The sequence below is a fragment of the Streptomyces sp. NPDC029296 genome, assembly GCF_055569255.1.
On record NZ_JBVHXT010000053.1, the window covers coordinates 23404 to 44327 of the forward strand.

19 protein-coding genes are annotated in these 20924 nt (G+C 74.4%); 14 read left to right on the top strand and 5 right to left on the bottom strand.

Annotated features, from left to right (window positions below; all coding sequences use genetic code 11):
- Nucleotides 1–405 precede the first annotated feature (405 nt).
- A complete protein-coding gene (locus ACZ4W9_RS34930; RefSeq protein ID WP_467942526.1) occupies nt 406–1023 on the bottom strand; it encodes a hypothetical protein in 618 nt (205 codons plus the stop codon).
- 311 nt (nt 1024–1334) lie between these two features.
- Between ACZ4W9_RS34930 and ACZ4W9_RS34935 the strand changes: the two genes are divergently transcribed.
- The 5 genes from ACZ4W9_RS34935 to ACZ4W9_RS34955 all read left to right on the top strand — a co-directional run bounded on the left by ACZ4W9_RS34935 (nt 1335) and on the right by ACZ4W9_RS34955 (nt 5428).
- A complete protein-coding gene (locus ACZ4W9_RS34935; protein WP_467942528.1) occupies nt 1335–2261 on the top strand; it encodes an SCO6745 family protein in 927 nt (308 codons plus the stop codon).
- Nucleotides 2262–2375: 114 nt separating this feature from the next.
- Complete coding sequence (locus ACZ4W9_RS34940) at nt 2376–3212, top strand: fructosamine kinase family protein (protein ID WP_467942576.1); 837 nt, start codon at nt 2376–2378, stop codon at nt 3210–3212.
- Nucleotides 3213–3312: 100 nt separating this feature from the next.
- Nucleotides 3313–3504 (top strand): putative ATP-grasp-modified RiPP, encoded by a 192-nt coding sequence (gene tgmA, locus ACZ4W9_RS34945; RefSeq protein ID WP_467942529.1) that lies wholly within the window; start codon nt 3313–3315, stop codon nt 3502–3504.
- Nucleotides 3505–3521: 17 nt separating this feature from the next.
- Complete coding sequence (gene tgmB, locus ACZ4W9_RS34950; protein WP_467942531.1) at nt 3522–4505, top strand: ATP-grasp ribosomal peptide maturase; 984 nt, start codon at nt 3522–3524, stop codon at nt 4503–4505.
- A 35-nt stretch (nt 4506–4540) separates the two neighbouring features.
- Complete coding sequence (locus ACZ4W9_RS34955; RefSeq protein WP_467942532.1) at nt 4541–5428, top strand: Gfo/Idh/MocA family protein; 888 nt, start codon at nt 4541–4543, stop codon at nt 5426–5428.
- Between the two features lie 34 nt (nt 5429–5462).
- On the opposite strand, the gene ACZ4W9_RS34960 is transcribed toward ACZ4W9_RS34955, so the two are convergent.
- Nucleotides 5463–6374: a GNAT family N-acetyltransferase gene (locus ACZ4W9_RS34960; RefSeq protein WP_467942533.1), complete on the bottom strand. Its 912-nt coding sequence runs from the start codon at nt 6372–6374 to the stop codon at nt 5463–5465.
- Nucleotides 6375–6617: 243 nt separating this feature from the next.
- Between ACZ4W9_RS34960 and ACZ4W9_RS34965 the strand changes: the two genes are divergently transcribed.
- The 5 genes from ACZ4W9_RS34965 (at nt 6618) to ACZ4W9_RS34985 (ending at nt 12576) form a co-directional block, all read left to right on the top strand.
- Nucleotides 6618–7739, top strand: a complete 1122-nt coding sequence (locus ACZ4W9_RS34965; RefSeq protein ID WP_467942535.1) for a PP2C family protein-serine/threonine phosphatase — start codon at nt 6618–6620, stop codon at nt 7737–7739.
- A gap of 187 nt (nt 7740–7926) precedes the next feature.
- Entirely contained in the window at nt 7927–9159 is a 1233-nt protein-coding gene (locus ACZ4W9_RS34970) for a cytochrome P450 family protein (protein WP_467942536.1), read from the top strand.
- Nucleotides 9160–9564: 405 nt separating this feature from the next.
- On the top strand, nt 9565–10185 hold the full coding sequence (locus tag ACZ4W9_RS34975; protein ID WP_467942537.1) for an L-threonylcarbamoyladenylate synthase: 621 nt from the start codon (nt 9565–9567) through the stop codon (nt 10183–10185).
- 286 nt (nt 10186–10471) lie between these two features.
- Nucleotides 10472–11227, top strand: coding sequence for a dienelactone hydrolase family protein (locus tag ACZ4W9_RS34980; protein ID WP_467942539.1), 756 nt, complete (start codon nt 10472–10474; stop codon nt 11225–11227).
- A 149-nt stretch (nt 11228–11376) separates the two neighbouring features.
- Nucleotides 11377–12576, top strand: coding sequence for a glycoside hydrolase family 64 protein (locus ACZ4W9_RS34985; RefSeq protein ID WP_467942540.1), 1200 nt, complete (start codon nt 11377–11379; stop codon nt 12574–12576).
- A gap of 58 nt (nt 12577–12634) precedes the next feature.
- On the opposite strand, the gene ACZ4W9_RS34990 is transcribed toward ACZ4W9_RS34985, so the two are convergent.
- Nucleotides 12635–15037: a M4 family metallopeptidase gene (locus ACZ4W9_RS34990; RefSeq protein ID WP_467942542.1), complete on the bottom strand. Its 2403-nt coding sequence runs from the start codon at nt 15035–15037 to the stop codon at nt 12635–12637.
- Between the two features lie 567 nt (nt 15038–15604).
- On the opposite strand from ACZ4W9_RS34990, the gene ACZ4W9_RS34995 reads away from it, so the two are divergent.
- From ACZ4W9_RS34995 to ACZ4W9_RS35005, 3 genes are all read left to right on the top strand, one after another.
- Entirely contained in the window at nt 15605–17122 is a 1518-nt protein-coding gene (locus ACZ4W9_RS34995; RefSeq protein WP_467942544.1) for a metallophosphoesterase family protein, read from the top strand.
- 67 nt (nt 17123–17189) lie between these two features.
- Entirely contained in the window at nt 17190–18227 is a 1038-nt protein-coding gene (locus ACZ4W9_RS35000) for an LLM class flavin-dependent oxidoreductase (protein WP_467942545.1), read from the top strand.
- A gap of 301 nt (nt 18228–18528) precedes the next feature.
- Entirely contained in the window at nt 18529–18963 is a 435-nt protein-coding gene (locus ACZ4W9_RS35005; RefSeq protein WP_467942546.1) for a cupin domain-containing protein, read from the top strand.
- A gap of 7 nt (nt 18964–18970) precedes the next feature.
- On the opposite strand, the gene ACZ4W9_RS35010 is transcribed toward ACZ4W9_RS35005, so the two are convergent.
- On the bottom strand, nt 18971–19438 hold the full coding sequence (locus tag ACZ4W9_RS35010) for a peroxiredoxin (RefSeq protein WP_467942548.1): 468 nt from the start codon (nt 19436–19438) through the stop codon (nt 18971–18973).
- Nucleotides 19435–19815 carry a DoxX family protein gene (locus tag ACZ4W9_RS35015; RefSeq protein WP_467942550.1) on the bottom strand — a complete coding sequence of 127 codons (381 nt, stop codon included), beginning with the start codon at nt 19813–19815 and terminating at the stop codon, nt 19435–19437. Before ACZ4W9_RS35015 ends, ACZ4W9_RS35010 begins: the two co-directional genes overlap by 4 nt.
- 228 nt (nt 19816–20043) lie before the next feature.
- Between ACZ4W9_RS35015 and ACZ4W9_RS35020 the strand changes: the two genes are divergently transcribed.
- A complete protein-coding gene (locus ACZ4W9_RS35020) occupies nt 20044–20802 on the top strand; it encodes an IclR family transcriptional regulator (protein WP_467942551.1) in 759 nt (252 codons plus the stop codon).
- Nucleotides 20803–20924 lie beyond the last annotated feature (122 nt).

Sequence of the window (20924 nt, forward strand, 5' to 3'; positions counted from 1 at the left end):
CACGGAAACCCAAGACGGCAGCCCGGACACGAAGACCGGTCGCGACCCCGACACGGAAGCCCCTCGCGGGGCCCCGGCACGGAAGCCCACGACGCCCCAAGCACGGAAACCCAAGACGGCAGCCCGGACACGAAGACCGGTCGCGACCCCGACACGGAAGCCCCTCGCGGGGCCCCGGCACGGAAGCCCACGACGCCCCGAGCACGGAACCCGAAGACGGCCCGAGCACGAAGACCGGTCGCGACCCCAACGCGGGAGCCCGTCGCGACGGCCCAGGCGCGGGAGCCCGTCGCGGGCCCCGGCGCGGGAGCCGGCGACGGCCCGGGCGCCGTGCGGGGGCGCGGGCCGCCGGGCCGGATGGCGTGGCGGCGATGTCCGCGGCCCCTGTCGCACGGCGGCGGCCCGTCAGGCCGCCGGTCCGGCGGCCTTCTTGCGGCGCAGCGTGTACACGCCGGTGGCGGCCACGGCCAGGACGGCGAGACCACCCGCGGTGACACCGGGCGTGGCGAGCGCGCCGCCGCCGGTGTGCATGCCACCGCGCGGCTTGTCGTGCTCGTCGTCCTCGCCCCACTCGCTCTTGCCGCTCCGGCCTCCCTTCTCACCCTTGCCGCCGCCCTTTTCCTCCTTGCCGCCCTTCTCCTCCTCGTCGTCCCCGCCCTTGTCGCGGTAGCTCTCGGGGTCGAACCTGCTGTCGTCGCCGCCCGATCCCCAGTCGCCGCTGCGCACCGCGGCGAGCGCTCCGCCACCCGTGTGCATTCCGCCGCGCGGTCCGTCGTGTTCCCCTCCGCCGCCGCGCTTGTTGCCGTAGTCGTTGTCCTTGTCGCTGTCGTTGTCCTTGTCGCTGTTCTCGTCGCTGTCGGATCCCTCGTCACGGTCGGATTCGCTGTCGTGCTCCCTGCTGTACGAGGAGTCGTCACGACCGCTGTCGTGTTCGGCCGGAACGGCGAACGCGGCCCCGGGCGTCGTGAAGCCGAGGGCGGCCGTGGCGGCCGCCGTCGCCAGGAGCATGCGGGCAGAGCGCATAGTGATGTCCTTCCGCCGTGACCGGGCAGCGGATACCTCATCAGCTGGATGGACCCGGTCCCGACATGAACCACCGTCAGCGAGGCCCCCGGCTCCCACCATCCGAGCCGCCCAGCCGTGTCACCACACCACCCGTCTGCCCCAGCGCGCCCCCTTCCCGGCCCCTCGTACGGGTCAATGGGCGGCGGGTGACGCCGGACCCCTTGTTATGACCGTCGTCATAACGCAGGCTGGTGCCGACGGCACGGCGGCACGGTCGTACGGCAACGGTCGTACGGCGGCCGGCGGGGGCGACGCGGCGGGAGGAAGCGGTGGCGGACGGAAGGGCACGCGCCCTGTGGGAGCGGTACGAGCCGGTGCACGACCTCGTGTACTTCGCACCGGAGGCGCACCGGGCGGCGGACGCCCTCGGGCTGCGCGGGTTCTGGATGGGGTACTTCGCGCTGCGCGCCGCCCCGCTCGGCGCGGTGACCCCGTCCGTGGTGACGAGCTGTTTCTACGTCTTCCACCCCTCGCGGGTGGCCCGGGCCCTGCCGGACGCCTGGACGTACGCGGCCCCGGCGGAGGCGCTGGCCGCCCGCCTGGAGGCGGTGGACGCGGCGATGACCCGGATGTTCGGCGCGGACGCCGTCGGCTCCGCCGCCTTCACGGAGGCCGCGGACCTCGCCTGGGAGGCCGCCGCGGCGGCGGACACCACGGGCAGGGTGCTGGCCGCCGCCAACCAGGCGCTCGACCGCCCGGAGCGGCCCGCCGCCCGGCTGTGGCAGGCCCTCACGACCCTGCGTGAGCACCGGGGCGACTCCCATGTGGCGGTGCTGGTCGGCCTGGGGCTCGGGCCGGTGGAGGCCATGGTGCTCAAGGCGGCGGCCGGCGAGTCCGACGGGGACTTCCTGCGCGAGACACGGAAGTGGCCGCGGGAGGAGTGGGCGGCGGCCGGGGAGCGGCTGCGCGCGGAGGGCCGGCTGGCGGCGGACGGCTCGCTCACGCCCGCGGGCGCGGCGCTGCGCGCGCGGACGGAGGCGCTGACCGACGCGGCGGCCGAACGGCCGTGGACCGCGCTGGGCGCCGAGCGCACCGGGCGTCTGGCCGCGCTCCTGGAGCCGCCGGCCCGCGCGGTCCGGGAGTCGGGGCTGCTGCCGGCCGCGAATCCGGTGGGGCTCACCCGGGGGGGCGCGTTCCCCGTCGGTCACCGAGGCCACCCGGCCACCTTCGGCCCCTTGGGAATCCCCGGCCGCTGACCTCATCCGTTTGGCTGGCAACAGTCGTATCAATGGTTGAACTGCCCGGCGAGGCCCCCTTGTTGGGGGCCGTACCCTGGGGCCGTGGCCAACCGTGAAGAGGATCCAGGACAGGTGGCGGCCCGGCTCACCGGGCGCCCCGTCACCGGGAGGCGGCCGTCGTCCGGCTCGCCCGTCGAGGTGCTGCTCGACGACGGGACGCCGGTGATGGTGAAGCGGGGCGACGGCCCCGGGGCGGTGCGCGCGGAGGTCGCGGGGCTGCGCTGGCTGGCCGCCGCGGACGCGGTCCGGGTACCGGCGGTGCTGGGGCACGACGACCACTGGATGGTGACCGAGCGGGTGCCGGCCGGGCCGCCCGGCCCGAAGGCGGCGCTCCGTTTCGGCCAGGCCCTCGCCGCGCTGCACGCGGCCGGGGCGCCCTGCTTCGGGGCGGCGCCGCCCGGCGGCCCCGAGGACGCCTGCATCGGCCTGGCCCCCCTGCGCAACGCGCCCGGAACCGAGTGGCCCTCCTGGTACGCCGAGCACCGCGTGCTGCCCTATGTGCGCGGCGCGGTCGACCGCGGCACGCTCCGCCCGGCGGAGGCCGCCGTGTTCGAGCGGGCGTGCGCGCGGCTGCCGGAGCTGGCGGGTCCGCCCGAGCCGCCCGCCCGGCTGCACGGCGACCTGTGGAACGGCAATATCCTGTGGGCGGCCGACGGCGAGGTCCGGCTGATCGACCCGGCCGCGCACGGGGGGCACCGGGAGACCGACCTGGCGATGCTGGGGTTGTTCGGCTGTCCGCACCTGGACCGGGTATGCGTCGGTTACCGGCAGGCGGCGCCCCTGGCGGACGGCTGGCGGGACCGGGTGGGGCTGCACCGGCTCTTCCCCCTGCTGGTGCACGCGGTGCTGTTCGGGCGCGGGTACGCCGAACAGGCCCTGACGGCGGCGCGGGAGACGCTCGCGCGGTAGGCGTCCGCGGCGCTCCACCGCGCCGTGGTCACGGAGAGTAAGGAAACCAATCACCCGTTCGATTCGTATAAGGACGTGAAAGCCTAATCAGGGAGAGACCATGCAACCGTTCACGCTCAACTACGCGCGCCCCGCTGTGCAGTTGGACGTCACCATTCCGTACGCGTACGACTCCGGACTGCAAGTGAACGTCCTCCCGGACGGGCGGATCGCCGCGATGGACCACGCGACCCTGAGAGCCCTGGGGACCACGACGTCGACCGCCGGTTCCAAGACGCACTTCGACGACTGAGGCGCGGGCCCCCACAAATGACCGTGCTCATCCTGACCAGTGAGGAAGACGTGACGGCGGACATGGTGGTCCTCCGGCTGGGCGAGGCCGGCGTGCCCGTCGTCCGGCTCGACCCCGCCGATCTGACCAACGGGGTCGCGCTGTCGGGCGAGTACGTGCGGGGCGCCTGCCGGGGACATCTGTCCGTCGGCGGGCGCCTGGTGAGCATGGACGGTCTGCGCTCCGTGTGGGTGCGCAGACCGGGCACCCCGGCCGCCCGCGCCGCGCAGCCCTCCGCCTGGCTGACAGAGGAGTCGTCGCAGGCGCTGTACGGCATGCTGCGGTGCACCGACGCCCGCTGGATGAACCATCCGGACGCCGCCCGCCGCGCCCGGCACAAGCCCTGGCAGCTCGGCCTGGCCCAGCGCAGCGGGCTGGCGGTGCCGGCCACCCTCATCACGACGTTCCCGCGGGCCGCGCGGGAGTTCGCGCGGCGCTTCCCGGACCTGGTGGTCAAGCCGGTCTCCGGGGCGCATCCGCAGGAGCCGCCCCGGTCCGTGCCGACCAGCCGCGTCGCGCCGGACACCGACTTCACCGCGGTGGCCTACGGCCCGACCCTGCTGCAACGGCGGATCGCCAAACGGGCCGACATCCGGCTCACCGTCGTCGGCCGCACGCTGCTGGCCGCGCGCAAACCCGCCGACCCGGACGCCCACCCGGACGACGTGGACGTCCGTTTCGCCCCGTCGGTCTCTCCCTGGCTGCCCGCGGACGTGCCCCCACGGGTCGCCGAGGGCGTGCTGCGGTACATGACGGGTGCGGAGCTGGCCTACGGCGCCTTCGACTTCGCGGAGGACGCGGACGGGATCTGGTGGTTCCTGGAGTGCAACCAGTCCGGCCAGTTCGGGTTCGTGGAGATGGACACCGGCCAGCCGATCGCCGCCGCCATCGCCGGCTGGCTCGCGGGGCAGGCGAAAGGGGGCCCCGGGTGTGCGGAGGGCGCACGCGGCGCACCATCCTGAAGGGGCGGGGAACGGCTGTCGGAAGGGAACGGGACATGCGCATCGGACTGCTGGGGACGGGCCCATGGGCGCGGGCGACCTACGCTCCCGCCCTCGCGGAACACACCGGCCTGGAGTTCACCGGGGTGTGGGGGCGCCGGCCGGAGGCGGCCGCGGAGCTGGCGGAGCGCTACGGCGTCGCCGCGTACGCCGGCGTGGACGCGCTGCTGGCCGACGTGGACGCGGTGGCGGTGGCCCTGCCCCCGTCGGTGCAGGCGGAGTTGGCGGTACGCGCGGCCGGCGCCGGGCGCCATCTGCTGCTGGACAAGCCGCTGGCGGTGTCGGCCGCCGAGGGGCGGGCCGTGGTGGAGGCGGTGGAGCGGGCCGGGGTGGCGTCGGTGGTGTTCTTCACCACGCGCTTCCAGAAGGAGCCGGAGGCCTGGGTCGAGGAACAGGCCGCCGTGACGGGCTGGTTCACCGCGCGGGCCCACTGGCTGGGGGCGGTGTTCACGGGCGACAGCCCGTTCGCGGCCTCGCCGTGGCGGCGGGAGAAGGGCGCGCTGTGGGACGTCGGCCCGCACGCCCTGTCGGTCCTGCTGCCGGTCCTCGGCGACGTACGGCGGGTCGCGGCGGCGGCGCACGGTCCGGCGGACACCGTCCATCTGGTGCTCGACCACGCCACCGGCGCGTCCAGCTCGCTCACCCTGAGCCTGACGGCCCCGCCGGCGGCGGCCGGGGCCGAGGTGGAGCTGCGGGGCGAGGCGGGCGTGTCGGTCATGCCCGGCAGTTCGCAGGGAGCGGTCGCCGCGCTCTCCCGGGCCGCCGACGCACTGGTCCGGGCCGCCCGCACCGGCCGTCCGCACTCCTGCGACGCCGCGTTCGGTCTGCGGGTCACCGAGATCCTGGCCGCGGCGGAGGACCGGCTCACGGCCGCCCGGGAGTAGGCCGCCCGGGGGCCGTGAACCGGTCTCCGTGCCGTCAGTGCCCGTCGCCGGCCGCCGGGTCGGCCCAGTAGGAGACGCGTTCACGTACGACGGGATAGCGGGCCGTGATGAAGTGCGCGGCCATCGGGAAATTGCCCTGGTCGGTGGCGGCGGCGATGAACTCGGCGCCCTGTCCGGCCAGGAAGTGGGTGCAGTCGGCGAGCAGGTCGTAGGCGTAGCCGTGGCCGCGCTGTTCGGGCACCACCCCGATGAAGCCGACGCACGGTCCCGCGGGGTTGCGGGCCGGGATGTGGATGCCGACCGGCTCGCCCGCCGGGGTGCGGGCGAGCCGCCACCAGTCGCGGGGCGAGGGGAACCAGTGGAAGAAGTCCAGTTCCTCCCTGGCCGCCCGGTCGACGCCGCCCCGCTCGATGGCCCGGCGGGCGTGGGCGTCGAGGGTGGCGGAGTGGATGCGGCACAAGAGGTCGTGGAACACGCCGTCGTCCGGTTCGGCGGTGAAGACGAGCCGTCCGGGCCGTTCGGGCAGGCCCCGGTCCGGGGTCCAGCGGTAGGCGAACCGCTCCACCAAGGGGGTGTAGCCGGCCCGGAGCGCGGCGGCGGCGCCGGTGGCGGCCGCGACCCGCAGGCCCGGGTCGTCCCGCCAGCCGGGCGGCAGGTCGAGTTCCAGCTCGGGGGTCCGCCAGGGGGCCGTCCGCAGCAGTGCGGCGCCGGCCTCCTCCTCGCCCTCGGCCACGTCGAGCCAGTTGATCACCAGGGGCTCGGGGTCCTCGGGGCGGGCCCACCAGGCGGCGCGTGCCACGACGCGGCCGTCGCGCAGGGCGACGCGCTGCCAGTCGGGGCGGTAGCGGGTGTGCCGGTGCCGTTCGCCCAGGGCGAGCGCGTCGGGCATGGTGTGGAACAGGTGCGCGCTGCCGTCGTCGAGCGCGCGGATGACCAGGCCGGTCATGGATTCCTCCGGGATGCGTGGATGGGTGACGCTCCCGGTCGGATCATCGGATCAGACGTGACACGCCCGCGGCACGGGGAGGGGGGAGCGCCTGTCGCTGCCGTCGTGCATGGCACTCGCCTCCTTCTTCCGTCCGGTCCGGGCGTGGCGGGGCCACACTAGGCGGGCGGCCGGGCGGGCGTCCACCGGTTTTCGCGTACCCGGGCGAGGTGCGGGGCATCGGCGGCGGCGTAGCGTGGGGATGTGGGATCGGTACGCGGCCGGTGGGCGCGCGGGGACCGTCGGGAGCGCGGCTGGCTGCGCGGCGCACCGCCGCCGTGGTGGGTCCGTGTGCTGCCCGTCCTCCTGCTCGCGGCCGTCGGCTCCGCCACGCTGATCACACCCCACGCGCGCGATCTCGGTTTCCTGCTGGGCGCGATCCCGCCGCTGGCGGTCCTGTCCTACGGCCCGCTGACCACCGGTGTGCTCGGGGTGGGCGGGGTCGCGGTGCTGACCGTTCCGGCCACGCATCTGAACCGTCCCGGGGACACCGATCTGCTGACCGTCGTGTTCGTGGCCGCGCTGAGCGTGTTCGTGTCCTATGTGCGCAGCCGGCGGGACGCCCAGCTGGACACCGAGCGGGCGATCGGCGAGGCGGTGCAGCGGGCCGTGCTGCCGCCGCTGCCGGACCGGGTCGGGCGGGTCGGGTGCGCCGCCTCCTACCGGGCCGCGCAGGACGGGACGCTGGTGGGCGGGGACTTCTTCGACGTACGGGCGGGGCCGTACGGGGTGCGGGCGGTGTTCGGGGATGTGCAGGGGCACGGGCTGACGGCGGTGGCCACGGTCGTGTCGCTGCTGGGGGCGTTCCGGGAGGCCGCGCTGGACCAGCCGGACCTGGCGTCGGTGGCGGCGCGGCTGGACCGCCGGCTGGCGGTGGACTCGGCGGACGTGGGGCACGCGGAGCTGTTCGCCACCGCCCTGCTGCTGGAGTTCACCGACGGCACGGCCGCGGTACGGGTGGTGGCGTGCGGGCATCCGGCGCCCGTGCTGCTGCGCCCGGGAGCGGCCCGGGAGGTGACCGTCGCGCCCGCGCCGCCGCTGGGCATCGGGCTGGCCGGTGTCGACCCGCCGAAGGAGGTCACCGTGCCGCTCGGTCCGGGGGACCGCCTGTTCCTGGCCTCCGACGGCGTGTGGGAGGCCCGGGACGCCGACGGAGCCTTCTACCCGCTCCCGCGACGGCTGACCGCCCTGGCCGGCACCCCGTCCGCCGGCCTGCCGGGCGCGGTGTGGGAGGACCTGGTACGACGCCGCTACCGGGTCCGCGACGACGCGACCATGCTGGTCCTGGCTCCGGAGGCGGCGGGGACGGGTGGAGGGCCCGGGTGAACCCCGGGCGGGCGGCGCCGGAGGCCGTCGGCATGGCTTCCCTCCCACGCCGGGCCGGCGGCCGGTGGGGGGCCGAACTGGGCCCCATTCCGGGGCAGATGACACGGAAGCGGTGTGCGCACGGGCGGTGACGCGGTGTACTGGACCGGGACCGCCCCAGGCATGGCCGACCAGTTGGGAGACCGTCGTGACCGTCACCGACCGTATCGCCCTCGACCCCTTCGGCTCCGACATCGCCGGGGAGAGCGCACGGCTGCGCGTCCTCGGCCCCGTCGTACCCGTGGAGCTGCCCGGATCCATCCCCGCCTGGGCGCCCACCGGCTACGACACACTCAAGACCCTCATCCTCGATCCCCGGGTCAGCAAGGACGCGCGCCGGCACTGGCGGCTGTGGCCGGAGCTGGACGCGCATCCGTCCTGGGGGTGGATGGCCAACTGGGTCAGCGTGACCAACATGCTCACCACCTACGGCACGGACCACGCCCGGCTGCGCAGGCTGGTGGCGCCGAGCTTCACCCACCGGCGCACCGAGGCGATGCGGCCCCGGGTGGCCGCGCTGACGGCCGAGCTGCTGGACGTGCTGCAGGCCGCGGGCGCCGACGGCGGCGTGGTCGATCTGCGCGACGGGCTCGCGCATCCCCTGCCGATGCGGATGATCTGCGAACTCCTGGGTGTCCCCCAGGCGTTGCGGCCCGATGCGGCGCGACTCATCGCCGACTTCATGAACACCTCCGACCCCAGCCCCGAGTTCGCGGCCTCGGTGCGCGAACGGGTCGGCTCGGTGCTCGGCGCGCTGATCGAGTACCGGCGGGCCCGGCCGGGTGACGACATCACCACGGAGCTGATCCGGGTGCGCGACGAGGGCGGCGACCGGCTCTCGGACGAGGAACTGCTGCACACGCTGCTGCTGGTGGTCGGCGCCGGGTTCGAGACCACCGTCAACCTCATCGGCAACGCGGTGGTCGCCCTGCTGACCGACCCCGGACAGCTGGCGGCGGTGCGCGCCGGGGAGGTCGGCTGGGGCGCGGTGGTCGACGAGACGCTGCGGGTGCATCCGTCCATCGCCGCGCTGCCGTTGCGGTTCGCGGTGGAGGACCTGACGGTCGGGGACGTGACGATTCCGGCCGGGGACGCGATCATCACGACGTACGCCGCGTCGGGCCTGGACCCGGCGCATTACGGCCCCGACGCGGCCGTCTTCGACGCGGCGCGGGCGGCCGGGGACCACCTGGCGTTCGGGGTCGGCGTGCACCGCTGCGTCGGGGCTCCGCTGGCCCGTCTGGAGGCGCTGACCGCGCTGCCCGCCCTGTTCTCCCGCTTCCCCGGCCTGCGCCTGGCCCGCGCGGCCGGCGAACTGCGCCATCTGCCGTCGTTCATCGCCCACGGCTGGCAGGAGATCCCGGTCCGGCTGGGGGGCTGAGCGCCGCCGGGTCCGGTGGCCCGGACGGCCGCCGGCCGCACATGGCTCCGCCGGCGGCCCGGGGGGACGGGGCCGCCGGCGGAGACGCCGCGCCCGGGGCGGGGGGTCCCCGAGCGGCTCAGTGCTCGGATGCCCCGGAATCCGGGATGTACGCGGCCGAATTCCAGACGATCCGAAAAATCTTTCCCGGGCCGTCCGGGAAGCGGGGAACGCCGGGGTCACCAGGGCGTGGGCGCCTCCCGGGCCGTACACCCGCGAGGGCCGGCCGGGCCGTGTACCGGCCGGGGCCGTGCGGTCCGCTCCCGCCCGCCGGGCACCCCCGGCCGGGTGTGCCGTGCGGGGCGGCGGGGGCGGGTGGGTGACCGGGGCGCGCGTGCGGTGTCCGGGACGGCATAAGCTCGACGGGTGGCGAAGTACTTCGACGTGCATCCCGACAACCCGCAACCGCGCAGCATCGCCCAGATCGCCGACGCGGTGCGCTCGGAAGCACTCATCGCATATCCGACCGACTCCTGTTACGCGCTCGGCTGCCGGCTGGGCAGCCGGGACGGCATGGACCGCATCCGTGCCATCCGCCGGCTGGACGACCGGCACCACTTCACCCTGATGTGCCGGGACTTCGCGCAGCTCGGCCAGTTCGTCCGGGTGGACAACGACGTCTTCCGGGCGGTGAAGGCGTCCACGCCCGGCAGCTACACCTTCATCCTGCCGGCCACCCGGGAGGTGCCGCGCAAGCTGCTGCACCCGAAGAAGAAGACCGTGGGCGTGCGCATCCCGGACCATGTGGTCACCCAGGCGCTGCTGGCGGAGCTGGGCGAACCGCTGCTGTCCAGCACGCTGCTGCTGCCCGACGAGGAGGAGCCGCTGACGCAGGGCTGGGAGATCAAGGACCGGCTCGACCACGTGGTGGACGCGGTGGTGGACTCCGGCGACTGCGGCACCGAGCCGACGACGGTGGTCGACTTCTCCGGGGGCGAGGCGGAGATCGTCCGGTGGGGCGCGGGCGACACCAGCCGCTTCGAGTGAGCGGACAGGCCCCGGACGATCCGCGAGGGGGGCTTCACACAGGGGCGCTCCCCACATGTGCTCCCCGCACATGGGCGCTCCGCACACAGACGCTGCCCACATAGGCGCTCCGCACGCACACAGGTGCTCCCCCATGGGCGCGCCCCCGCACACCCACGCCCCGTGCACCCGTGCCCGAACACCACACCCGCGGGCGTCGCCGATCTTGCGTGACAGCATGGACGTCACCATGGCGCCGGGGTCACCCCCGCCCGGCGCCCGTTTCCCGAGGGAGGGCTTGTCCACCATGACCGATCTCCGGCGTGACGATGTCGACGTCCGGACCGAGGACGGCGTCGCCGACGCCTACCTGGTCCGCCCCGCCGACGACCGCCCCCGCCCGGGCGTGCTGTTCTACCAGGACGCCTACGGCGCGCGACCGCACCTGAAGTCGATGGCCGACCGGCTGGCCGCGGCGGGTTACACCGTGCTGCTGCCGAACGTGTTCTACCGGCTCGGCCGGGCGCCGGTCGTGGACCTGCCCGAATTCATCGACCCGGGCGCGGACCCGACGATCTGGGAGCGGCTCGGCCCGGTACTGGCCGGGCTGACGCCGGACCTGGTCAAGCGGGACGCGGGGGCCTATCTGCGCTGGCTGGCCGACAGTCCGCTGGTGGCGGACGGCCCGGTCGCGCTGACCGGCTACTGCATGGGCTCCCGGCTCGTGCTGTGGACGGCGGGTGCCTACCCGGATCGGGTCGCGGCGGCGGCCGGTTTCCACGGCGGGGGCCTGGCCACCGACGACCCGGACAGCCCGCACCGGGAGGCCCCGCGCATCACCGCGGAGCTGTACTTCGGGCACGCCGACGAGGACGCGTCGCTGCCGCCGGAGCAGATCGCGCGCTTCGAGGAGGCGCTGACCGCCGCCGGTGTCCGGCACACCTGCGAGGTCTACGCCGGCGCCCACCACGGCTACACCCAGGCGGACACCCCCGCCTACGACCGGAAGGCCGACGAACGGCACTGGGCGGCGCTGCTCGACCTGTTCCAGCGCGCGTTCTGACGGCACGGCCCGGTGTCCGCCGCCCGGCGGACACCGGGCCGATCGCGTCCCAGACATTGACATGCACTCGCCGTGGCCGGAATCTGAGAGCGCTCTCACAGCGGTACGGACCAATTCCGTACGACCCCGACCCCACACGGAGGTGGAGAGTGCCTCTCACGCTCAGGCGGGGCGTGCTGCCCCTGGCCGCCGCCACGACGCTGCTCGGCGGGCTGCTCGCGCTCGGCGCCCCGGGCCGCGCCGACGCCGCCGTCCCCGACACCATCCCCCTGACGATCACCAACAACTCGGGCCGTTCCGAACCGGTCTACGTCTACGACCTCGGCACCCAGCTGTCCTCGGGACGGCAGGGCTGGGCCGACGCGGACGGCGTCTTCCACGCCTGGCCGGCCGGCGGGAACCCGCCGACTCCCGCGCCGGACGCGGCGATACCGGGGCCGGCCGCCGGCCAGTCCAAGACGATCCGCATCCCCAAGTTCTCCGGCCGGATCTACTTCTCCTACGGCCGCAAGCTGGACTTCCGGCTGACCACCGGCGGGCTGGTCCAGCCGGCCGTGCAGAACCCGTCCGACCCCAACCGCGACATCCTTTTCAACTGGTCGGAGTACACGCTCAACGACGCCGGGCTGTGGCTCAACAGCACCCAGGTGGACATGTTCTCGGCGCCGTACGCGGTCGGCGTGCAGCGCGCCGACGGCGGCGTGAGCACCACCGGGCATCTGAAGTCCGGTGGCTGGAGCGGCTTCTTCTCCGCGCTGCGCGCCCAGCCGGGCGGCTGGGCGGGCCTGATCCAGACCCGCTCCGACGGCACGGTGCTGCGGGCGCTGTCCCCGCTGTACGGCGTGGAGACCGGGGCGCTGCCGGCGAACGTGCTGGACGACTACGTGAACCGGGTCTGGCAGAAGTACACGACGTCGACACTGACCGTCACGCCGTTCGCGGACCAGCCGAACACCAAGTACTACGGCCGGGTCTCGGGCAACGTCATGAACTTCACCAACTCCGCCGGCGCGGTCGTCACCAGTTTCCAGAAGCCCGACGCGTCCAGCGTCTTCGGCTGCCACAGGCTGCTGGACGCGCCCAACGACGCCGTGCGCGGGCCCATCTCCCGGACGCTGTGCGCCGGTTTCAACCGCTCCACGCTGCTGGTCAGCGCGAACCAGCCGGACAACGCGACGGCCGATTTCTACCGGGACGCGGTGACCAACCAGTACGCGCGCGCCGTCCACGCGCAGATGGCCGACGGCAAGGCCTACGCGTTCGCCTTCGACGACGTCGGCGACCAGGAGTCGCTGGTGCACGACGGCGGCCCGCGGCAGGCGTATCTCACGCTGGACCCGCTCGGCTGACACGACGCGGTCCCGCACCCGGCGAACCGGGTGCGGGACCGCGCGCGGTGTCAGGTGATCAGCCGGTCGTCAGGGCGGTGTCGTCCACGACGAAGCTGGTCTGGAGGCCGGAGTCCTCCACGCCGTTGAACTTCAGCGTGACCGTGGAACCCGCCAGTGAGGACAGGTCGAAGGTCTTCTGGACGTAGCCGGAGGCCGCGTCGAGGTTCGAGTAGGTGGCGAGGGTCTTCGAACCGGCGGTCACCGTCAGCTTGTCGTACTGGGTGCCGGTGGTGGTCTCGTCGGTGTCGATGTGCAGGTAGAACGTCAGGGTGGCCTTGCAGCCCGCCGGGACGGCCACCGACTGGGACAGCGTGTCGGTGTGCGTGGAGCCGTAGCCGTTCAGCCATGCCTTGTAGGAGCCGCCGTGGGCGGGCTGGCCGGTGTCGGTGGTGATGACGCCGCTGCTCGCGGTCCAGGCGGAGCTGCCGGACTCGAAGCCGGGGTTGCCCAGCAGTTGCGTCGCCGGGCAGCCGCCGCCGGTCGTGCCGACCGTCCAGGTGAAGGTGGCGGTGCCGGTCGCGCCGGTGGAGTCGGTCACCGTCACGGTGGTGTTGTAGCTGCCCGCCGCGGTGGGCGTGCCGGTGATCAGACCGGTGGAGGCGTTGATCGTCAGGCCGGTGGGCAGGCCGGAGGCGCTGTAGGTCAGCGCGCCGCTGTTGGTGCTGCTCGCCTGGATCTGGAGGCTCACGGCGGTGCCCACGGTGGCGGTCTGGCTGCCCGGGTTGGTGACGGTCACCCCGCTGCTGGGCGGGTTGATGTGACCGCCGACGTTGATGCCGGCGAAGGCGTTGCCGACTCCGGCGTACTGGGCGGAGTTGGTGCCGTAGAGCGCGGCGGCGGCGTTGAGCGCGGCGGTGCGGGCGCCGGCGTAGTTGGTGCTGGACGTCATGTACGTCGTCAGCGCCTTGTACCAGATCTTCAGCGCGGCGTCGCGGCCGATGCCGGTGACGGCGACGCCGTCGGACGTGGTGCTGTTGTACGTCACGCCGTTGATGGTCTTGGTGCCGCTGCCCTCGGACAGCAGGTAGAACATGTGGTTCGCCGGGCCCGAGGAGTAGTGCACGTCGAGGCTGCCGATACCGGAGTACCAGCTGTCCTTGGACCCGCCGTCCTTGCTGGGCTTGTCCATGTACCGAAGCGGCGAGCCGTCGCCGTTGATGTCTATCTTCTCGCCGATGAGGTAGTCACCGACGTCCTTGGGGTTGTTCGCGTAGAACTCGACGCCCGTGCCGAAGATGTCGGAGGTCGCCTCGTTCAGGCCGCCCGACTCGCCGCTGTAGTTCAGGCCGGCGGTGTTGGAGGTGACGCCGTGGCTCATCTCGTGGCCGGCCACGTCCAGCGAGGTCAGGGCGTGGGTGTTGCCGCTGCCGTCGCCGTAGGTCATGCAGAAGCAGCTGTCGTCCCAGAAGGCGTTGACGTAGCCGCTGCTGTAGTGGACGCGGCTGTAGGCGGCGACGCCGTCGTTGCGGATGCCGCTGCGGCCGAAGGTGTTCTTGTAGAAGTCCCAGGTCTCCTGCGCGCCGTAGGCGGCGTCGGCGCCCGCGGTCTGGGTGTGGGAGCCGGTGCCGTCGCCCCAGACGTCGTCGGCGTCGGTCATCAGGGAGCCGGTGCCGGAGGTGCCCCGGTTGAGGCTGTAGGTCTTGTGACCGCCGCGCGTGGTGTCGTACAGCTGGTACGTCGAGCCCGACAGCGTGGTGTTCAGGGTGACGGTGCCGCTGTACTGGGTGTTGCCGGTGCCGGTCCTGACCGCCTGGTAGCGGTACAGCTCCTTGCCGGTGGTGGCGTCGGTGACGACGTGCAGCCGGCTGGGGGTGCCGTCGTCCTGGAGGCCGTCGACGACCGTCTCCCAGGCCAGCTTCGGGGTGCCGGCGCCGGCCCAGATCACCTTGCGGACGCTGTCCGTGGTGGGCTTGGCGGCGGCCAGCGCCTTCGCGGCCTTCAGCGCCTTGCTCTCGGCGGCGGCCCTGGCGAAGGTGGCGGTGGTGGAGGGCACCGTGATGGTGCGCCTGCTGTTGAAGGTGGTGCCGACGGTCCCCTTGGCCAGCGAGGCGGGCGGGGTGTGCACGACGAGGTCGCCGCCGAGGACGGGCAGGCCGTCGTAGGTGCGCTCGTACCGGGTGTGCAGGGTGCCGTCGTTGTCCTTGACGACGTCCCTGACGACCAGCTTCTCCTTCGCGCCGAGGCCGAGGGTGCGGGCGGTGCCGGCGGTCGTGTCCCGGGCGCTCTCGACGAGTGCGCGGTGCTGGGCCGGGCTGAGTTTCACCGCCAGTGCGCCGGTGCGCAGCGAGCCGGGGTGGGGGGCGGCCGGGGCGGCGGCGGCCGGGACCGCCTGGAGGCCGACGGCGAGGAGCGCCGCGGCGGAGAGCAGGGCGGCTCCTGCCGTGGCGCGCTTGTGGGGAAGGGGTCTGTGGGGTCTCACGCGTACTCCTCCTGCTGCGGCCGCCGGTCGGCGGCCGGTGAGGTGACGGACGGGCAGCGGGGTCTGCCGCCCGGGTGAGCTGAGTCGTGCGGGACCGTGATCCGGGAACCGGTGGGGTGGATCAGGGTGCGCAGGGAGAATGACAGTCTTGACCGATCCATGTCACCCATGGCCGGGTCAATCGAGGGTTTTCCCTATCGGCCGGCGTGGGCGGATCCGGAGGTGAGCGGCGGCTTCCGGGGCGTGGGCGGGACAGGGGCCGGTCCGGGCCCCCGGGGACGACCGTGGCCGGATCGAGGCCCGGCGGAGGGAAGGACACGACCGAGGACCCCTCCGGCGCCGCACCCGGCGACCGGCACGTCGGTGCCGCACTCGGTCCGCGCCCCGCGGATCGTCGCCGAGCACGGCGGAGCCGCCCGCAAGCGGTGACCCGCCGGGCCCCCCGGGGCCACACCGGTGTCACCCCGGCCGGTGCCGGGCGGGCGCGGCCAACGGGTGCCGACGGCCGGGACGTTGGGCCGTACCCGGCTTTCCGGTGCTGGTCGGGGCGTTGTTACCGTGCACCGCGTGTCTGACTCCTCGCGCGATACCGCACAGGGCGCCGGCTGGGGCGCGGCCCGGCCCGGCGCCTACCGGCAGTTGCTGCCGGACCACGTCGAGAACCTGTCGTGGCTGAACCCCCGCATCCTGTGGGCCGCCCGCAACGGCGTTCTCGCGTCCCTGTTCGGCGACCCGACCGGCCGTACCCGCGGCCGCTGGGTGGCCCGCCGGGCGGCGGCGGGGGCGCCCGCCGACAAGCTGATCCGGCGGGACGTGCCGGAGTCGTTCTCCTTCATGGTCATCGGGGACACCGGCGAGGGCGGCGACTCCCAGTACGCCGTCGTGCCCGGCTTCCTGGAAGCGAGCCGGGGAACCGACTTCGCGGTACTCGCCAGCGACGTCGTCTACCCCGTCGGCGGCGCCGACGACTACGGCGACAAGTTCTTCCGGCCCTACCAGGACTACCCGGGGCCGATCTACGCGATACCGGGCAACCACGACTGGTACGAGGATCTCGGCGCCTTCATGCGCGTGTTCTGCGCCGACACCCCGCCGCCCGCCCCGGAGCCCCGGCCCCGCCCGCTGACCCGCGCCTGGTGGCGGTCCCTGCTGTGGCACCGGGGGCGCCCCGCCGACGAGCGACGGTTCGCCGCGGCCCGGGCGTTGCGGTCGGCGCCCGGGCAGCGGGCCGAACAGCCGGGCCCGTACTGGGCGATCGACGCGGGGCCGGTGCGGATCGTCGGCATCGACACCGGCCTGCTGGGCACGGTCGACGCCGAACAGGGCGCCTGGCTGCGGGAAGTGTCCCAAGGGCCCAGGCCGAAGATCCTCGTCACCGGTTCGCCGCTGTACGTCGACGGCGAGCACCATCCCTGCCCGGTCGAGGGCGGCGGCACGGTGGACGACATCGTCCGGGACCCGCGGCACCACTACGTCGCCGCGATCGGCGGCGACATCCACAACTACCAGCGCTATCCGGTGACGGTGGACGGCCGCACCGTCCAGTACGTCGTGGCGGGCGGCGGCGGGGCGTTCACGCACGCCACGCACACCATCCCCCGGGTGTCGGTGGGCGGTGTCACCGAACGCGAGTTCCGCTGCTATCCGCTGCGCGGCGACTCGCTCGCCTTCTACAGCCGCCTGTACGGGCGCCGGCTGCGGCTGCGCCGCTTCTTCCGCCTGACGGAACAGGAGGCGGCGGCCGTCGTCGCCGAACGGCTCGGCATCGAACCGGCCCGCGCCCCCGGCCCCGACGCCCGGATCACCCGCCGCACCCGGCTGGTCGCGGGGCTGCTCGGCACCGGTCGCCGCCCCGGCCGTCCGGCCCGGTTCCGGCTGCCCGTGCGCAAGATGTACACCACGCTGCTCTCGCCGTCCTCCGCCACCCACAGCCCGCCGTTCTTCAAGTCCTTCCTGCGGCTGGACGTCACGGCGGACGCCGTGCGGCTGCGCTGTTTCGCCGCGACGGGCAACCTCGCGCAGGAACTCGACCCCCCGGTCGAGGACGAGGTCGTGATCCCGCTGCGGGCGGCCCCGGCGGATTGATCACACGGTTGTCACACCGGCCTGCCAGAATCGAGGCGGAGCCGACACCCGACCGCTGGAGGACCCGTTGCCGTCCACCTCTCGCCCCCTGCGCAAGCTGGGCTTTCTGACCATCGGCCTGTTCGACGCGGCGGACCCCGGGCGGGGCCACGAGTCCACGCTGGAGATCATCGAGCTGGGCGAGCGGCTCGGCTTCGACAGTGCCTGGGTGCGCCACCGCCATCTCCAGTACGGCATCTCCTCCCCCGTCGCGGTGCTGGCCGCCGCCTCGCAGCGCACCCGGCGGATCCAGCTCGGCACCGCGGTGACGCCGCTCGGCTGGGAGAACCCGCTGCGGCTCGCCGAGGACCTGGCGACGGTCGACGTGTTGTCCGGCGGGCGGCTGAACCCGGGCGTCAGCGTGGGCCCACCGACGCACTTCGACCAGGTCAAGGGCGCCCTCTACCCGGACACCGCCGACGCGGAGGACTTCGGTTTCGAGCGGGTGCGGCGGCTGCTGGACCTGGTGCGCGGCAAGCCCGCCAGCGACTTCAGCGGCGTGAAGGGCTTCGAGGTGTTCTCCGACGTGGTCCAGCCGCACTCCCCCGGGCTCGGACAGCGGATGTGGTACGGCGGCGGCAGCCTGCGGTCGGCGCGCTGGGCGGGCGAGCACGGCATGAACTTCCTGACCAGCAGCGTGGTCAAGGCGGAGGACACCGGGGGCGTGGACGGGCCGCCGGACTTCGCCGCGATCCAGCTGTCCCTCATCCGGGAGTTCCGGGCCCACCACCCGGACGGGGAGGCGGCCCGGGTGTCCCACGGGCTGGTGGTGATCCCGACCGACTCGGCGAGCCCCGCGCAACGCGCCAAGTACGCGGAGTACGCGGCCCGACGGCTGCCCCGCACCACCTCCCCGCAGGGCCCGGGGCGGCAGCTGTTCGCGCCGGACCTGGTCGGCACCTCCGCGGAGCTGGCCGAACGGCTGCACGCGCACGCCGCTTTCCGGGAGGTCGACGAGGTGGCGTTCGCCCTGCCGTTCACCTTCGAGCACGAGGACTACGCGCAGATCCTGACGGACATGGCGACGAAGCTCGGGCCGGCGCTGGGCTGGCGGCCGGCCGGGTGACCACGGCACCGGGGGCCGGAGTCCGGGGTTCCCGGAGCGCCCGGGCGGCCCCGCCGGTCGCGGCCGAACGGCTCGTGCGTCGCTGCCGGTGCGCGAGGGGCCGGCCGGCACGGCACGCCTGCTCCCGGCGGGCCCGCTCGGTGCGCACCGGCCGCACACTGGCCCGGGTCGCCGTGGGCACCGGCGGGGACTGCGCCGCGTACGCGGGCGGCCGTATCCGGATGCGGGGATTCCGGCCCCGGGGGGCCCGCCGTGCCTCTAGGGTCACGGCGTCCCCCTTCCACGCCTTCCGGAGGCCGGCATGCGCACCGCACTCCGTACCGCCGTGACCGGCGTCGTCACCGGCGCCGCCCTCATGACCTGCTCCCTCGCCGCGGCGACCCCGGCGGGGCCCGGCATCACGTCCCGGGTCCTCGCCCAGACCACCGTCGGCGGCACCGACTACATCCTGCGGGAGGTCACGCTCCCGCCCGGCCAGAGCACCGGCTGGCATTACCACGACGGCCCGCTGCACGGCGTCGTGCGGCAGGGCACCCTCAGCCACTTCGACTCCACCTGCGGGCCGGACGGCGTGTACCGCGCCGGCGAGACGATCCAGGAGCCGGCCGGCCCCGGCTACGTCCACATCGGCCGCAATCTGGGCGACACCCCGCTGGTCCTGGAGGTGCTGTACGTGCTGCCGCACGGCTCCCCGTTCTCCGAGGACGCCCCGAACCCGGGCTGCCCCTTCCAGTGACCGCCGCTCAGCCCCGGCGGGCGCGGAGGGCGGCGAGGGCCCGGTCGGCGTGGGTGTTCATGCGCAGTTCGCTGCGGACGACCTCCAGGACGGTACGGTCCTCGGCGATCACGAAGGTGACGCGCCTGGTCGGGGCCAGGGAGAAGCCGCGCGCGACGCCGAACCGCTCGCGGACCGTGCCGTCGGCGTCGGAGAGCAGCGGCATGCCGAGCCGGTGCCGGCCGGTGAACTCCCGCTGCCTGTCGACGGCGTCCCCGCTGATGCCGACGGGCCGGGCGCCGGCGGCCTCGAACTCGGCGGCCAGGTCCCGGAAGTGGCAGGCCTCGGCGGTGCAGCCGGGGGTGAGGGCCGCGGGGTAGAAGAAGAGCACGACGGGGCCGCCCGCCAGCAGTTCGGTGAGCCGACGGGTGGTGCCGGTCTCGTCGGGCAGGGCGAAGTCCTCCGCCGTGTCCCCGACCGCGAGGGGCCTCGTCACGACCGCCCCTTTCCGTTCCGGGCCACGCCGCGCGCCCACAGCACCAGGGGGACCTGGAGGGGCAGCCGGGCCAGCGCCGCCGCCCGCAGCGGCGCCGGCCGGCGGCGCCAGTCCACGGCCATCTGGACGTTCGCCGGGAAGACGCCGACGAAGAAGGCGGCTGCCGCCTTCGCCGCACAGGCGCGGGTGCGGGGCGCCGCGATCCCGGCCGCCAGGGCCAGTTCGGCGGCCCCGCCGGCGTAGGTCCAGGCCCGGGGCGGGCCCGGCAGCGCGCGGGGGACGACCGCGTCGAACTGCCGGGGCACGGCGAAGTGGGCGGCCCCGGCGGCGGCCAGCAGGCCGGCGAGCAGCAGGGGTGAGCGTTCGGACCGGGACACGGTTCCTCCTCTGGTGGCCTGCCGCCGGATATTACTGGAGCGTAGGCCACCGGGGCGCGTCCGCGCGGGGGACGGTGGCGCAGATCGCCGGTCTGCCGCCCGGAGGTGCGGGAGCGCCTGCCGCGGCGGCGCGAACGCGTGCCGCTCGGTCCGCTCCCCGGTGCCCGGACGGGTTTCCCGGTGAACCCCTGCCTTGCCCCCGCCCGGTGGCCGGGGCAGCCTGGTCCTATGGGTGCGCGGGAAGGCCCCACCCTCATCACGTCCGTGCAGCGGGCGCTCAGGCTGCTGGAGGCGGTGGGGGCCCACGAGAACGGCGCGCCGGCCAAGCAACTGGCGCGCGAGACGCGGCTGCCGCTGGCCACCGCCTACCACCTGCTGCGCACCCTGCTGCACGACGGGTACGTGCGGAAGCTGGACGACGGCGGCTTCGTGCTGGGTGACCGGCTGGCCTCCCTGCACTCCGCCGGCCGCCCGCAGTCGCTGCTGAGCCGGGTGCGCCCGACGCTGGCCGCGCTGCGGGACGAGCTGTCCACCGCCGCCTACCTCACGTTCTACGAGGAGGGCGAGATCAGGGTCGCCGAGATCGTCGACGGCCCGCGCACCCCCCGGGTGGACCTGTGGGTGGGGTTCGAGGACGCGGGACACGCCACCGCGCTCGGCAAGACCGTGCTGCGCGAGCTGGGCGAGGACGCCCGCCGGGAGTACCTGTCCCGGCACCGGCTCGCCGATCTCACGCCGCGCACGGTCACCAGCCTGCCGGAGCTGCTCCGCAGGCTCGACGCGCCGCCCCTGGCGCCGGCCGTCACGGACCTGGAGGAGTACGCGCTCGGCACCGTGTGCGTCGCCGTACCGGTCTACCGCGGGGACACCCTCGGCTCGCTGGGCGTCTCCCTGCCGGCGGACCGCAAGGACCGGCTCCAGGAGATGCGGGCCCGGCTGCTCCCGATCGCGAGCCGCGTGACCCGGAGCCTCTCGCTGACCACGTGAGCGGCGGCCGCACCCGTGCCCCGGCCCGCACCGGCGCCGCCTTGCTCACTATCTGAAAATCCGCTTCTTGTGACCGCCCGTGCCCGGCCCGTTTGCTTGACGCAGGGGACATTCCGGGTGAG

Excerpts from the sequence above, each read along its gene's own strand:
- ACZ4W9_RS34930 (WP_467942526.1), bottom strand. The coding sequence starts at position 1,023 with ATGCGCTCTGCCCGCATGCTCCTGGCGACGGCGGCCGCCACGGCCGCC.
- tgmB (WP_467942531.1), top strand. The coding sequence starts at position 3,522 with ATGACCGTGCTCATCCTGACCAGTGAGGAAGACGTGACGGCGGACATG.
- ACZ4W9_RS35020 (WP_467942551.1), top strand. The coding sequence starts at position 20,044 with ATGGGTGCGCGGGAAGGCCCCACCCTCATCACGTCCGTGCAGCGGGCG.
- ACZ4W9_RS35005 (WP_467942546.1), top strand. The coding sequence starts at position 18,529 with ATGCGCACCGCACTCCGTACCGCCGTGACCGGCGTCGTCACCGGCGCC.
- tgmA (WP_467942529.1), top strand. The coding sequence starts at position 3,313 with ATGCAACCGTTCACGCTCAACTACGCGCGCCCCGCTGTGCAGTTGGAC.
- ACZ4W9_RS34955 (WP_467942532.1), top strand. The coding sequence starts at position 4,541 with ATGCGCATCGGACTGCTGGGGACGGGCCCATGGGCGCGGGCGACCTAC.
- ACZ4W9_RS34980 (WP_467942539.1), top strand. The coding sequence starts at position 10,472 with ATGACCGATCTCCGGCGTGACGATGTCGACGTCCGGACCGAGGACGGC.
- ACZ4W9_RS34960 (WP_467942533.1), bottom strand. The coding sequence starts at position 6,374 with ATGACCGGCCTGGTCATCCGCGCGCTCGACGACGGCAGCGCGCACCTG.